General features: G+C 69.5%; 9 protein-coding genes and 1 pseudogene. 5 read left to right on the top strand and 5 right to left on the bottom strand.

The genetic code is table 11. From position 1 onward, the window contains the following. Positions 1–184 precede the first annotated feature (184 nt). Together ACIRVH_RS41155 and ACIRVH_RS41150 are read left to right on the top strand one after the other, a co-directional pair. Positions 185–1,921, top strand: coding sequence for an ABC transporter ATP-binding protein (locus ACIRVH_RS41155; RefSeq protein ID WP_403964857.1), 1,737 nt, complete (start codon positions 185–187; stop codon positions 1,919–1,921). Then, on the top strand, positions 1,918–3,840 hold the full coding sequence (locus ACIRVH_RS41150) for an ABC transporter ATP-binding protein (RefSeq protein ID WP_403964855.1): 1,923 nt from the start codon (positions 1,918–1,920) through the stop codon (positions 3,838–3,840). The genes ACIRVH_RS41155 and ACIRVH_RS41150 overlap by 4 nt, the downstream gene beginning before the upstream one ends. Here ACIRVH_RS41150 and ACIRVH_RS41145 read toward each other — a convergent pair. Next, positions 3,830–4,990, bottom strand: a complete 1,161-nt coding sequence (locus ACIRVH_RS41145) for a cytochrome P450 (protein ID WP_403964853.1) — start codon at positions 4,988–4,990, stop codon at positions 3,830–3,832. The two genes, ACIRVH_RS41150 and ACIRVH_RS41145, sit on opposite strands and share 11 nt — an antisense overlap. Positions 4,991–5,247: 257 nt before the next feature. On the opposite strand from ACIRVH_RS41145, the gene ACIRVH_RS41140 reads away from it, so the two are divergent. Next, a complete protein-coding gene (locus tag ACIRVH_RS41140) occupies positions 5,248–5,955 on the top strand; it encodes a LuxR C-terminal-related transcriptional regulator (RefSeq protein WP_403964851.1) in 708 nt (235 codons plus the stop codon). Between the two features lie 81 nt (positions 5,956–6,036). Here the strand turns inward: ACIRVH_RS41140 and ACIRVH_RS41135 are convergent, their stop codons facing one another. Together ACIRVH_RS41135 and ACIRVH_RS41130 are read right to left on the bottom strand one after the other, a co-directional pair. Then, on the bottom strand, positions 6,037–6,729 hold the full coding sequence (locus tag ACIRVH_RS41135) for a LuxR C-terminal-related transcriptional regulator (RefSeq protein WP_403964849.1): 693 nt from the start codon (positions 6,727–6,729) through the stop codon (positions 6,037–6,039). Continuing rightward, the gene (locus ACIRVH_RS41130; RefSeq protein WP_403964847.1) at positions 6,722–8,374 is read right to left on the bottom strand and encodes a GMC oxidoreductase; all 1,653 of its coding nucleotides are present in this window, start codon (positions 8,372–8,374) and stop codon (positions 6,722–6,724) included. Before ACIRVH_RS41130 ends, ACIRVH_RS41135 begins: the two co-directional genes overlap by 8 nt. Before the next feature lie 1,305 nt (positions 8,375–9,679). On the opposite strand from ACIRVH_RS41130, the gene ACIRVH_RS41125 reads away from it, so the two are divergent. Then, the gene (locus ACIRVH_RS41125; RefSeq protein ID WP_403964845.1) at positions 9,680–13,261 is read left to right on the top strand and encodes a BTAD domain-containing putative transcriptional regulator; all 3,582 of its coding nucleotides are present in this window, start codon (positions 9,680–9,682) and stop codon (positions 13,259–13,261) included. A gap of 219 nt (positions 13,262–13,480) precedes the next feature. Beyond that, positions 13,481–13,675: pseudogene (locus ACIRVH_RS41120) on the top strand (UTRA domain-containing protein); the annotation flags it as partial. A 25-nt stretch (positions 13,676–13,700) separates the two neighbouring features. On the opposite strand, the gene ACIRVH_RS41115 reads toward ACIRVH_RS41120, so the two are convergent. Beyond that, on the bottom strand, positions 13,701–14,123 hold the full coding sequence (locus tag ACIRVH_RS41115; RefSeq protein WP_403964843.1) for an HIT family protein: 423 nt from the start codon (positions 14,121–14,123) through the stop codon (positions 13,701–13,703). A gap of 30 nt (positions 14,124–14,153) precedes the next feature. Beyond that, complete coding sequence (locus ACIRVH_RS41110) at positions 14,154–14,858, bottom strand: copper homeostasis protein CutC (RefSeq protein ID WP_403964841.1); 705 nt, start codon at positions 14,856–14,858, stop codon at positions 14,154–14,156.

The raw sequence follows: 14,858 nt of genomic DNA, 5'->3' as shown, positions 1-14,858 counted from the left end.
GTCGCTTCCATTCACTCGCGGACACCCTCGTGCAGTCTCGATCTCCGGGCAGCCGGAATTTCCTAGTGTCGGGAGCGAAAGATGTGCGGGGGCACTAGGGAATCACCGACCCGGTCCGGGTGACGCTGCCCGCGCCGGACGCACGCGCCCGGCGGCCAACCGCCATCGACTTCCGGAGTACGGCGTGCCCTTGCGATTGCTCAGGACGTACCTACGCCCTTACCGGACCTGGGTCGCGCTGACCGTCACCCTCCAGATCGCGCAGACGCTGGCGCTCCTCATGCTCCCCACGTTGAGTGCACAGGTCATCGACCGGGGACTGCTGGTGGGGTCGCTGCCGGGGATCATCTGGCTGGGCACGGGGATGCTGCTCGTCGTCGTGGCCCACCTCGCCGCGCGGCTGGGAGCCGAGTACTTCGCCGCGCGTGCTGCCACCGCGGTCGGCCGGGATCTGAGGTCGGCGATGTTCCGCCACGTGCAGCGGTTCTCCGCACATGACGTGGGGCGCTTCGGCACGTCCTCCCTGGCCACCAGGACACTCAACGACGTGCAGCAGGTCCAGACCCTCGCGGCCGACGGGCTGAGCAGCATCATCACCGCGCCGATCATGTGTGTGGTGAGCGTGGTGCTCGCGCTGCGCCAGGACGTGCCGTTGGCGCTGGTCGTGATCGTGCTGATCCCGGTGACGACGGTCGTGGTGGCGGTGATCCTGACCCGGATGGGCCGGCTCTACGACCGCATCCAGGGCGGCATGGACACCATCGGCCGGCTGTTCCGTGAGCAGATCACCGGCGTGCGCGTGGTACGTGCCTTCGTCCGGGACACGCACGAGCAGGAGCGGTTCGGCGCGGCGAACACCGAGATGTTCGTGCTGACCCGCAGGGTGCGTCGGCTCGCGGCCGGCATGTTCCCGCTGGTGTGGCTGCTGGGCAACGGGTTCACCGTGGTGGTGGCGTGGATCGGCGCGAAGCGGATCGCCTCGGGCGCGCTGCAGGTCGGAGCGCTGAGCGCGTTCCTCGGCTACATCGTGCTGGTGCTGACCTCGATGGTCATCGCCATGTACGTCATGCTCACGGTTCCGAGGGCCGCCGCTGCCGCGCGGCGCATCCGTGAGGTACTCGACACCGCCCCGGGGATGGCCACGTCCTCCCAGCCGGTCGTGTCCGGGCCGCGGCCGGGGCACCTGGAACTGCGCGGCGTCGGGTTCCGTTATCCCGGCGCGGAGGAGCCGTTCCTGCACGACATCGACCTGATCGCCGGGCCCGGCCAGACCGTGGCGGTGATCGGCGGCACCGGGAGCGGCAAGACCACCCTGTTGAACCTGGTGGTGCGGCTGTTCGACGCCACGTCCGGATCGGTGCTGGTGGACGGGGTCGACGTGCGTGATCTGGACGCCGGCACCCGGAGTCGCACCGTGGGTCTGGTCGCGCAGCAGCCTTACCTCTTCGCGGGAACAGTCGCGTCCAACCTGCGCTGGGGCAACGAGAACGCCACCGACGCGGACCTGTGGCACGCGCTCGAGACCGCCCAGGCCCGCGAGTTCGTGGCGGCGATGCCGGGTGGGCTGCAAGCGGAGATCACCCAGGGCGGCACGAACGTCTCGGGCGGGCAGCGGCAGCGGCTCGCCCTCGCGAGAACCCTGCTGCGGCGGCCCGGGATCTACCTGTTCGACGACTGCTTCTCCGGCCTGGACGCCGCGACGGACCTGGCCGTGCGCAACGCACTGGCCCCGGAACTCGCCGACGCGACGGTGGTGATCGTCGCGCAGCGGGTGGGCGCCATCAAGAACGCCGACCTGGTCCTCGTGCTGGAGGACGGCCGCGTGGTGGGCCGGGGCTCTCACGAGCAACTGCTGACGGAGAACGGGACGTACCGGGAGATCGTGCGGTCCCAGCTCGACAACGTGGAGGAAGCGGCGTGACCGAGAAGAAACAGGCCGCCGCCCCGGGGAGAACCCTGCGGGCGATCGCGCGGCTGATGCGCCCGCACCGGACGGTCCTCGCCGTCACCGTTCTGGTGAGCCTCGCCGGTGTCGTGGTGAACATCATCGCCCCGCTCCGCCTCGGGCACGCCACCAATCTGATCGTCGCCGGCGTGGCCGGTGCGGCACTGCCGGCCGGGCTCACGAAGGAGCAGGCACTGGCCCGGCTCCGCGCGGAAGGCCACGGCACCCTCGCATCCGTGTACGACACGGTCGACTTCACACCCGGTCACGGCATCGACTTCGCGGCGGTGGCGTCGGTGTTGTTGACGGCGCTGGCCCTGTACGCGGCCGGGTCGGCCGCCAACTTCGTGCAGGAGCGGATGGCGGCGAACGTCGTGCAGGCGATCGCCCGGGACGTCAGGACCCGGGCGGAGGCCAAACTGGCCCGGCTGCCCCTCGGCTACTTCGACGGGCAGCCGCGCGGCGAGCTGCTGAACCGCGTCACCAACGACGTCGACAATCTGCAACAGGTGCTCCAGCAGACGCTCAGCCAGCTGGGCACCGCCGTACTGTACGCGAGCGGCCTCACCGCGGTGATGTTCGTGATCTCGCCGCTGCTGGCAGCTCTGCTGCTGGCGAGCCTCCCGGTGTGCGCCGTGATCGCGGCGAAGCTGAGTGCCCGGGCACGGCCGCGGTTCGCCGAGCAGTGGGCCGCGACCGGCGCCCTGGCCACGCACGTCGAGGGCATGTACACCGGACACGCGCTTGTACGGGTGTTCGGACGGCAGGCCCACAGCGAGGCGGAGTTCGACGAGCACAACGAGAAGGCGTACCGGGCGGGCTCGGCCGCGCAGTTCCTCGCGGCGACCGTCGAACCCGCGCTGGGCTTCGTCTCGAACCTGAACTACGTCGCCGTGTCCGTCATCGGTGTGCTGCGGGTCGCCTCGGGCGCGCTGTCCCTCGGCGAGGTGCAGGCCTTCCTCCAGTACACCAACCAGTTCAGCAACCAGGCCGGCCAGATCGGCGCGGTGGTCGGCAAGCTCCAGTCCGGCCTGGCCTCGGCCGAACGCGTCTTCGCCTTCCTCGACGCCGACGAGCAATCGGCCGAACCCGCCGAACCGGCCTCGCTCGCCACCGTGTCCGGTCACGTCGAGTTCCAGGACGTCAGCTTCCGCTACAGACGGGACCGTCCGCTGATCGAGAACTTTTCCTTGTCGGTGCCGCCGGGGACCACGGTCGCGATCGTGGGACCGACCGGCGCGGGCAAGACGACACTCGGCAACCTCCTGATGCGCTTCTACGAACCCGATGCCGGGCGGATCCTGCTCGACGGCGTGGACATCGCGACGATGAGTCGCGAGGCTCTCCGCTCGCGCATGGGGCTGGTGCTCCAGGACACGTGGCTGTTCGAGGGCACGGTGGCGGAGAACATCGCGTACGGGCGCCCGGGGGCGACGCGCGAGGAGATCGTCACCGCAGCCGGGGCCATGCGGGTGGACCACTTCTTGCGGACGCTTCCGAAGGGTTACGACACGGTGCTCGACGAGGCAGCGGGCATCAGCGCCGGCGAGAGACAGCTCATCACGGTGGCGCGGGCGTTCCTCGCCTCGCCGTCCGTGCTGATCCTCGACGAAGCGACCAGCTCGGTGGACACACGCAGCGAACTGCTGGTGCAGCAGGCCATGGCAAGGCTGCGCCGGGGCCGCACCAGTTTCGTGATCGCGCACCGGCTGTCCACCATCCGCGACGCGGACCTGATCCTCGTCATGGACCAGGGCCGGATCGTCGAGCAGGGCACGCACGACGAACTCCTCGCCGCCGACGGCACCTACGCCCGCCTGCACACGGCGCAGTTCGAAGCGGTGTCGGGAGACACACAAAGGGGTGCCTCCCGACAGAGCGGTCTCACCAGGTGATGCTCAGCTCGGGCATGGTCGAGAACAGCCGGTCCGTCTCGCGGTTCAGCTCGTCGAGCGGCACCGCGAGACGGATGGAGGGCGCTCGCTCGAACAGGGTCGTGTAGACGGTCCGCAGCTCCATCCGGGCCAGGGGCGCACCGAGACAGTGCCAGATTCCGTGCGCGAACGCCAGGTGCTGGTTCGGGCTGCGCGTGAGGTCGACGACCTCCGGGTTCTCGAAGGCCCGTGCGTCGAAGTTGGCCAGCGCGAAGTCCGGCAGCACGAGGTCTCCGGCCCGGATGGTCATCCCTGCGATCTCGATGTCCGCGTTGGCGTAATGGGGTTGCGCCCCGCCACCGTGACTCGCGGTGCGCAGCATCTCCTCGACCACCGGCTCGACCAGCGCGGGGTCGTGACTCAACGCCTCTCGCAGCGCGTCATCGGTGGCCAGGCGAGCCACGCCGAACCCGATGTGCGTGGCGACGCTCTCGCCGCCGGCGAACAGCAGCATCGCGACCAGCGTCGCCACCCGCTCGTCGCTCTGTCCCGCGGCGACCAGCCCGGAAATCATGTCCTCGCGCGGTTCGGCCCGCCTCTGCGCCGCGATCCCGGCCAGGTAGGCGTCGAGGGTGGCGTCGCCGCCGCCCGCGCCGAGGCCGGCCATCCGGTGCAGAAGTCGGCCGACCAGTTCCTGGTCGGCCACGGGGATGCCGACGAGCTCGCACAGCACTCGCATGGCCAACGGCCGCGCCAGCACCTTCTGCAGTTCCGCCGGGGGTTCGCCGGCCAGCATCGTCTCGACCAGTTCCGCCACGGTCGCTTCGACCTTGGGCTGCATCACCCGCATGGACGTGCGGGAGAAGTACGGCGTGAGCAACGCCCGGATATCGGCATGACGTTCGAACTCGGCCATGATCTGCTCGAAAACCGGACTCGGCGCGTATTTCGGTGCGTTGGCCGGGTCGGGATGCGAGCGGCCCAGCCTCCTGTCGACAAGCAGCCGCTTGATCTCCGGAGCGCCCATGACCAGCCAGGCCTCGTCACCGGTGTAGGTCCTGACTTTCCAGATGGGCCGTTCCGCCTGCATCGCCCGCAGTTCCTCGTTGATGCCGAGCAGTGGCGCGGTCAGGGACGCCATCGAGGGAATGTTGTTTTCGGCCATGGTCATGGCTCGCGTCCTCTCCGCGTGAAGGCCGGTAGCACCGGACAGTCTCACGACGCCGTCTGCCGGAAATCCCTAGACAGCCGACTGATGCCCGACGCGATGACACTGGGAGGGAACCGTGACACTAATCACGTCGAGTTGCGTCGCAGATAAACGTGCAACTAGCCTTCGACACACGCGATATGTGGGCTGGAACCGATTTTCCGAAGACTTCCGTCCGACACTGACGCTTCGTCTGACAACTTCCTACGAGGAACTTCATGCCAGATGCATTAGATTGCCCGACGGAACGCCCCCGGGATGATATTTATCCCTCTCTGCAGCACCAACGGACACCGTCCCGGTCGGCGGCCATGTTCCGTTCCCTTTTCGAGCGTTCCGGAGTCGGAATGGCGGCCCTGGACTCGCACAGCCGGATCCGGCGGGCCAACGATGCCATGCTCGCCCTGCTGGACCGCAGCACCTCCGAGGTCCGTGACATCGCGTTCGCCGACCTTCTCCACCCTGACAGCCGCTCCCGGCTACAGGTCGGTTTCGATCAGCTCCGTCTCGGCCGCACCGGCCGTTTCACCGAGTACGTCAAGGTAGCGCGTCCGGAGAACGTGGTGGGGGGCAATCTCACGGCGTTGCGGATGCGGGCCGATGCCCGCGCCGACAGCCCGCTCCTCGTGCTGGTCCAGGTCGACCCTCCGATCCCCGAATGCCCGCCAGGCGGTGCGCGGTCGACTCTGCTGAGCGAGATGGAGGCCAGAATCCTCGAGCGGGTCGCCGCCGGTGCCTCCACCGTACAGTTGGCCGGTCAGCTGCACCTGAGCTGTAAGGGCATCGAGTACCACGTCAGCGCCATGCTCCGAAAGCTGGACGTGCCCAACCGGCCTGCGCTTGTCTCCCGTGCCTACACGCTGGGCATCCTGAGCAGCGGCAGTTGGCCACCCCGGGTGCAGCAGGAGTACGTCAAAAGCCTTTGACGAGTCCGGCTGAAACCCTGATCCGACAGAAGGCGGAGCCGCCCGGCAGACCATCGGGCGGCTCCGCCTTCTGTCGTCTCCTCAGGCCTGCACGTAGGCCGACTGCACGGTGGGCGGCCAACTCTCGGTGGTCAGCACGCCCATGGAGTAGGCCTTGGAGGTCAGTTCGGTTCGGTTGATGGCCTTGAACCTGCGCAACAGAGCCGTGATCCGGTACTCCACCCCGCCCCGGCTCATGTGCAGAACGGCGGCCAGCTTGCCCGTGGACATCCCTGCCGCGACACCTTCCAGGATCTTCGCATCCATCGGGGCGAGCAGCATTCCACGCTGAACCATTGCCTGCGCCTCGCCGACCCGGGAAGTCCGGCCCACCAACACCAGAATGGAATCGACCTCACCGAGTGACCTGACCACCGATACGGCGATCAGTTCACCGAACAGCAGCGCGCCGTCCTGCCTGACCGCGATGAACTTTCCCCCGACACGGTCACGCTTACCGGCGCTGAGCAGTTCCAGATCGCGGCCTATGGATCGTCGTACCGTCGGATGCAGGAACGCCGAGAACGGACGACCGTAACTGTCCTGGGGGTTGCGGCCGAACTGTGCGAGGAAGTCGATGTTGGCTTCACGCAGGCACAAAGAACGATCCAGCGTGGCCATGCACAGCCCGGACCGCTCGAACATCAACCGGAATATCTCACCGTACTCCGATCTTTGTTTCGTCGCGGCGGACGAAACATGGGCCACCGTGGTGGCACGCGTTTCGTCAATCACGGTGTGAATCCTTGACGTCCTCCAGGATGATGCGCTCGACGTTCCGCTCCGCCAGCGCCGTGATGGTCACGAACGGGTTGACGCCGATGCTGCCGGGTATGAGCGAGCCGTCGGTCACATAGAGGTTCTTGTACCCGGTGACGCGGCCGTAGTTGTCGGTGGCCCTGCCGAGGACGCAGCCGCCGAGCGGGTGGTAGCAGAAGTCGTCGGCGAAGGCCTTGAGCTGCTTGCCGAAGAGGTCGTACCGGTACATGGTCGTGTTGGCCTTGTTGATGCGGTCGAACAGCGACTTCGCGGCCGCGACCGCGGGCGCGTTCTGCTCCCTGGTCCAGCGCAGGTCCGCCCGGTCCTTGGCGGCGTCGTAGACAAACGTGCCGCGCTCCGGGTTCTTGGTGATGGCCAGGTACAGGCTGACCCAGGTCTCCAGGCCGGCAGGCATGGGGGCGATCTCGGCGAAGACAGGGTTGTCGGGGTTGTCCCAGTCGTCGATGCCGAGGGCGGGGATCGACGACTGCTTGGCGCCCGTGGGGTTCCACACATGATTGGCCCGGGCGGTCATGACGTTGCCGTTGGGGCCCCAGCCGCTGCCGATCTCCGAGTTGAGCTCCGCGAGCGTGCCGGTCTCCCGGGCACGCAGCAGCAGTTCGGTCGAGCCGAGGCTGCCGGCGCCGAGGAAGAGGTGGCGACAGGAGATCTCCTTGGTTGCGAGCAGCTTGCCGCCGGCGTCCTTCTGCTCGACAGTCAGCAGATAGGTGCCGTCGTTGCGCTGCCGGATCGTCTTGACCTGGTGCAGGGTCTCGATGACGACCTTTCCGGTGCCGAGGGCAGCGGCCAAATAGCTCTTGTCGAGAGAGACCTTGCCGTGGTTGTTGCCGTAGATGACCTCGGCGCTCAGCGCGGACCTGGGCACCGTGCCGTCCGCCTCACGGCGCATGTAGTCCCAGTCGTACACGTTGGGCACGAAGGTGGTGCCCACGCCCGCCTTGACCGCCTGCTCCCGCCCGACGCGCGCGTACTTGTACCACTCCGTCTGCTCGAACCAGGCCTTGTCGATGTTCTTCACGCGGAGGCCGGAGTTCGCGCGCGGGAAGTACGTGCTGTACATCTCGTCGGCGTCGACCTGGGGCAGCACCTCCTCGAAGTACGAGCGTCGGGGCGTGACCGCCATGCCTCCGTTGACGAGCGAACCGCCGCCGACACCGCGTCCCACGTACACGGACATCTGGTCGAAGTTGACCCGGTCCAGTACACCGGCGTAGGGCTCGATGTCCCGGTTGGCGACGTCGAGCCACAGGAAAGAGCCGAGCGGGGCCTCGGTGCGGGTCTTGAACCAGCTGGAGCGCTTGTCGGGCTGGAGCATCCCGCAGAAGACATCGCCGTCGGGACCCGGCTGGTTCCACAGCCGGCCCATCTCCAGCATCAGGGTGGACACTCCTGCCTCGCCAAGACGCAGGGCGGAGACGGCCGCGCCGTATCCGGTGCCGACCACGACAGCGGGGACAAACGTGCCGTCGGAGACACCGGCCGCGGTGGCGGCGGCGGCCCGGGGGGCCGCCGTGATCATGCTCTGCCCTGCGAGTGCGGCGGCGCCCAAGGCCGCCAGACCGAGCATGCGGCGGCGCGGCAGGGACTGGTGTGCGTTCATGTGCTGTGCTCCTGAGCGGTGAAGGCGAGGAAAGAGGAAAGAGGAAAGAGAGGAATCGGAAGGCCGGCCGGACCTGCGCGGCCTGGTGTGTGTCCGGTGAAGTGCGAAGGCGGTCGCCGACATCCGGATCGGGTTCGCGGACGTTGCGGAGGCCGGGCCATGGGCGGACGGCCACTCAACGTGCGGAAGAGGGCGTGAGGCATGGTTCGCTCACGGGCGGACCCACGCTCACACGTGTGTCTCCGGGCGTGCGCCGGGCCGAGCGGCAGCCGGTGGAACGCGGCTGGTCCGGGCCGTCCCGTACCAGGGACCGCGGCGGGCACCGGTGAGACGCCTCACCACGGCGCGCGGACTCGCTCCAGCCGTCCTGCCCTGTCGCCGGCGGGTGACCGGCGATGCGTGCCCGCGCCCGTTCACCTCACGATGTCATCGACGACCTCGGGCGGCCGAGCGCCGGCAGGCAGGTCGTGTGGTGTCCGACGCTCTGGCGGCCGAAGCAGCAGTTTTCCGCCAAAGGCACGGTGCAGGCAGCAATTCCGAGAACAGGTCCTCGGACGGGTCATTGAACCAGCCGGTGAACTGCCGGAAATTCCTGGTTCACCCGCTGGACGGTCAGTGCGATATCAAGGCTTGCCACGCACAGGCCCGGAGCTGCAAGTGCTGTACTCAGCAAGAAAAGGCTCCCTGTCCGAAACTTGAGCACGAATCAGTCCGAAGGCCGGTGTGCGGTCGTCGGACCGTCCGCAGGGGCGTCATCGGCCCTGGACCAGCAGTGTCTTCGGATACCGGAATCGTGCGTCACCACCCTTGCAGGGTCCTGGTCGAGCCACTGACGGCCCCTTGCCGTCGGCCGCCGCCCTTCTTCCGCCCCCTGGACGGAATCCTTGCCCAAGGCCTGCCGATTTCTTGCCGATCGGAGCAAGGTGGTGGCCCGAGACTCGTCGAGTTCCTCATCACGGGGCCGGATTTCGCGGCACGATCCGCTGGGCCCGAAGCAGACCGGCGCGTCCGCCACCGCCTGGGACATCGTGTCGCGCGTCACCCGGACCGCGGCCTCCCGTGGCTCCGCCGCGGCCTCCGCGGTCGACGATCCTCCGGCGTGCCTACCCAGCGGTATCGGCCATCAGCGTCCATGCACGCGCATGGGCCACCTGTCACGACCGCGGGTAACACCATTACGGTCTCTTCATGATCAGTTCGACCCAATACCCGCTCTTCCGTGATGTAGCCGAAATCGCCGATGGCACTTCACCGCTGTCGACCGTCGGCATCAACTCCGGTCGCGGCTGAACGATGGGGACCGTCATGCCCGTACCCCCGACCTCGAACGGGTCAGCCACGAACACCCGCCAGGCCGAGCCCTTTCTGAGCGTTCTGGGACCCATGTCGGCGCACCTCGACGGACACGACCTCCCGCTCGGGCCGCCGCGCCGACGGACGCTGTTGGCCCTGCTGCTCATCCGTCTCGGCCGCGTAGTGCCCACCGAACTGCTTGTGGAGGAACTGTGGAGTGACGGAGCACCCCGGCACGCCGTCGCCACTCTGCAGAGCCATATCTCCCATCTGCGCCGATCACTGCACGCGGCGGCGGGACCGGGGCGTCCCTCGGTGCTGCGTCACAGGACACCCGGCTACGTCCTCGACCTCGATCCCGAGCACGTCGATGCCTGCCGCTTCGAGCGTCTGGTCACCGACGGACGGCGGCTGCTCAGGCAGAGCGATCCGCGTACCGCGCAGGCCCGGCTCACCGAGGCCCTCCAGCTGTGGCGCGGTTCGCCGTACGCGGAGTTCGACAGCCATCCGCCGCTCAGCGACGAGTGTGCCCGACTCGAACAGATCCGGCTCACCGCCGTGGAGTCCCGCGCGCAGGCGCGGCTGGCTCTCGGCGCGGCCGAGGAGGTCGCCGCAGATCTGGACGGGGAAGCGCGCCGTCATCCCACACGCGAGCGACTGGTCGGCCACCTCATGACAGCACTGTCCCGACTCGGCCGACAGGCCGAGGCGCTGGAGGTGTACGAGCGGACGCGCAGCCATCTGGTCGAGGAGTTCGGTGTCGACATCGCGGCCGAACTGCGCCAGGTCAGAGACCTGATAGTGCGCCAGGAGCCGGAAGCGAGCGCTCCGTCCGAGAAGCTCCCTCCCGCACAGCTCGCGTCCACCGACCCCTCCCCTGCGCCGCCGGTGAGGAACGAGACCGCAGTCGGCGTGCCACCGGGCTCGGCAAGCTCCGACGGCTCCGACGGCTCCGACGGCTCCGAGGACGGCAGCACGGCCGTCACGGATCGCGGGCACCGCAGGGCGGTGGCGACCGACGACGCCTTCGCGGCAGCCGGCTCACCATCGTCCGTCGGACGCGACGGGAACACGGGGACCGATGCGCGCCCGAAGGCGCGGGCCGATCTGCCGCCCGGGGCACGGGCGGACGCCGACGGCGCGCAGGACGGGAGAGCACGGTGGCGAGGCTTACCCAGGCCGGCGTACGAGCCGGCAACTGCCCCGGGAGCCGACGCATCCCCGGAGCCCGAGTCGGGGCGGTCGGCTGCCCCGTCACCGTTTACCGGCCGCGGCCAGGAACTCGACCGTCTGACGGCCGCTGCCGCGAGCGCCGCCGTGGGCCACGGCCACGCGGCCGGCGTCCTCGGCCCCCCGGGCGTCGGAAAGACCCGCCTGCTGCTCGAACTCGCCACACGTCTGGAAAGCATGGAGGCGCAGCAGGAGGACACCGGGCTGGAGGTCGTCTGGAGCCACTGCTTCCCCGATGAGGGCGTCCCCGCCTACTGGCTGTGGACCCAGGTCCTGCGGCGGCTGTCGGCCACCCGGCCGGACGCCTTCCGTGAGGCGACACGACCGTACGACGCCCTGCTCGCCCCGCTCATGCCCGAACGGTCGGCGGCCCGGACCGGAGACCCCGGCGTGTCCGCCAACGGGCCCCAGGACCTCTTCCTCGCCCATGACGCCGTCTGCGAGGTGCTGCTCGACCTCGCCGGGCGACACCCGCTCGTGCTGCTCCTCGAAGATCTGCAATGGGCGGACACCGCCTCCCTCGACCTCCTCAGGCTGCTGCGCACCCGGTGCCAGGGCCATCCGCTCGGGATCGTGTTCACGGCCAGGGAGTTCGAGGCCGAGTCGGACGGGACGCTGCGCCGGATCGTCTCCGACGTGTTACGCGGGCCCAGAACCGAGACGCTGCGGCTGGGCGGGCTCTCCCTGCACTGCATCGCCGACCTTGTCGAGGCACATGCGGGGCCCGGTGTGGACCCGAACGTCGTCGAGGTACTGCACCGGCGCAGCGAAGGCAACCCGTACTTCGTGATGCAGTTGCTCTCCCTCGTGGGCGACCCGCGCAGACTCCGTCGCCCGGACGCGGCCGACGCGCTCCTGGCGCACATTCCCACCGGCATTCGCGAGGTGCTGCACCAACGGTTCGCCGCGCTGCCCGAGCCGGTGCTGCGCTTGCTCCGGCTGTGCGCCGTCATCGGCACCGAGGTGGACACCGACCTGCTGCACCGGACCGCCACGCCCGACGAACCGGTCGGCACCGGTCTCGAAGCGGCCCTGCGCGCCGGTCTGCTCGGGGAGGAGCCGCATGATCCGGGGCGGCTGCACTTCGCTCACGCCCTGGTCCAGGAGACGCTCATCGACGAACTGCCCCGTGCGGACCGCCACCACCTGCACGCCAGGATCGCCGAGGCGCTGGGCGCACGCCGGGGCGGGCAGATGGGCGACGAGGAGCGGGTGGCGCATCACAGCTGGCACGCCAAGAGCGTGCTGCCCGCCGCCCAGGTGCTGCCCCGGCTGCTGCTCGCCGCGGAACACGCAGAGCTGTCCATGGCGTACGAGCAGGTGGAGATCTGGCTGCGCCGCGCCCAGCACCTGATCGGGTTCCTGCCTCCGGACGATCCCGCCATGGTGCGGCTGGAGCAGAAACTGCACATCCAGCTCGGCCAGGTACTCGCCACCACGCGCGGCTACGGAGACCGCGAGGCCGAGACGGCCCTGACCCACGGTCGCGCCCTGAACGCGGCTACGCAGGCTCCCGAGGATCCGTCGGTGCTCTGGGCGCTGTGCGCGGCGCACCTGGTCACCGGCCGCTACGACACCTCGCGGCAGCTGTCCGGCCTGCTGCGGGACATCTCGCGCCAGACCTGGGAGCCCGTGGCGGCGCTCGGCGCGGCCTACGGCGAAGGCATCGTGCTGCATGTGCACGGAATGCTGCCGCAGGCGCTCGGCGAACTGGAGCTCGCCGTCGACACGGCGGACCGTGTGGCCGACGAGGGCCATGTGCTGGCACGTACCTTCCAGCACGACCCGCGCGTCTCCTGCCGCTCCTACGACACCTTCACCCACTGGCTCCTCGGGAACCGGCAGACCGCCGATGCGCGCCGGCGGGAACTACTGAGCATCACCGAGTACGAGAGCAGGCCCTCCGACCGCTCCTTCGCACTGTACGTGGACGGGGTCGTGGCGGCCTGGGAGGGTGACGTCCACACCGCGCTCGCCTCGAGCGACGAGGGTGTCCGGGTCGCGGGCGAGTACGGACTGCTCTACTGGAAGGCGATGCTGGGCGTCGTCAAGGGGTGGGGCCTGGCGCAGGCGGGAGACCCCGACGACGGCCTGACCCTCATGCACACCTCGCTGGCCGAACTGGGTCGGTCCGGGACGTACGTACGCTACCCCCTCCACCTGGGCCTGCTGGGGCAAGCGCAGGTGGACAGCGGGCGCGCCGAGGCGGCGAGGACCACCTTCCGGACGATGCTGGCCGCGGTCGGACAACGCCGTGAGCGTGTGTACCTCCACCCCGCACTGCCCGCGACCCCGCTACTGCACGAACTGCTGGGCCGGGGTGCCGACGAGTGGCTCGACCCGACCGGTTCCCTGTCCCCGTGAGGCACCACTGCGGGATCCCGGCAAGCGGTGGCCCGGGCCGTCCGGCTCCCGGAGAGCCACCGCTCACGCGGTCGCGGACGTCGCCGCACGGCGCTGCCACCGGCGTTTCGAGGCCGGAGACACCCACGGGAAGACGGTGCTCCCCGTCGTCGGGCGCGGCGCCGTCCGCGTCACACCCGCCGCTGTCCCGTACGACTTCGCCGACCGGCGAAGGGAGGGGCCGAGGAGACCATCGAGACGTCCCTGGCGACCCCGCACGAGGCTGCGCTGCTGCACACCGATGCGGGGCAGCCGATGCTGCTCCTGATGCGCCACTCGCGCACCGCGGAGGGTGAGCCGGTGGACTGGGTCCGCTCCGTCTACCGCGGCGCCCGGGGCAAGTTCGTGCCAGCCCTGACACAGGCGGCCGACTGAGGAACGCGCTACCCGAGGTCATGCGTCACCTCGGACGGGGTGGACCCCGCTCCCGCCGTCCCGAGGATGCGGCGGCGGGCCCTCGCCAGCGCGGCCGGATCGGTGCGGTCCACGTACCAGGGGCGTGCAGATGGTCGGCGTCCCGCCGGAGCACCAGGTGGACGTGCAGATGGAAGACGTCCTGCCAGCCCGCCGGGCGGTTCGCCTGGAAGAGCGTCATACCGTCCGCCTCCAGGACGCCCTGGAGCACCCCGGCCATGCGGTGGACCGTACGCATCACCGCCGCCGCGTCGTCCTCGGAGACGGCCCAGATGTCCGCCGCGTGGTGCTTGGGGATGACAAGGGTGTGGCCCTCCATGACCGCGGTGTTGTCGAGGAAGGCGACCGTCCGCTCGTCCTCGAAGAGGACGAGCGGAGTCGTCCCGCCACGATGTCGCAGAACACGCACTCGGGCGCTCTCGCGATCTCGGAGGGCATGTCAGCCGGCATCCTTCCGGCCGGCGTCGACGAGGCGTCGCCAGCGGCGTACGGCGGCCCGGTCGACCGGGCTGTCCCAGCCCTGGTACCGGACCGCTGTGCCCACGTGGAAGGCGTGGACGCCACGGGCGCGCAGGAGAGGGACGTGCTCCGCCTCGAGCCCTCCGCCCGCCATGACGGCCATGGTGTAGCCCGTCTCCCCGTGGCGGTCCGCTTCTTCCAACAGGGTGGGCAGGCCGGCCGCGACACCGGTGACGCTGCCCGCGGACATGACGGTGTCCAGGCCGGGCAGCCCGTCGATGGCGCGTCGGACCGCCGTCCGGTCGGCCGCGTGGTCCACGGCCCGGTGGAAGGTCCAACGGCAGCCCGGAATCGAGTCGAGCACGGCGCGGACCGCGGGCAGGTCCAGCGCGCCGTCCAGTGTGAGGAACCCGAGGACGAACTCCTGAGCGCCCGCCGCCCGCAGCCTGTCGGCGGTGGCGCAGAGCTTGTCGAGGTCGGCGGCCTGGAAGCCGCCCTTGTCGCGCAGCATCACGCGCAGCGGAACGGTGACCGCCTCCCTCGTGCGGGCGAACTCCGTCAGCGAGGGGGCCACTCCGTCGGCTTCCATGCAGGTCGCCAGCTCCAGCCGATCGGCGCCGCCCTCGACCGCCGCGTGTGCCTCCTCTGCGGAGGTGACGACCACTTCCAGAATCGCCTCGCTCAT

The organism is Streptomyces sp. NPDC101165 (assembly GCF_044768135.1).
Classification (GTDB): Bacteria; Actinomycetota; Actinomycetes; order Streptomycetales; family Streptomycetaceae; genus Streptomyces.
Note: the sequence above shows the minus strand (reverse complement) of the source record. Positions and strands in the feature narration are given on the sequence as shown.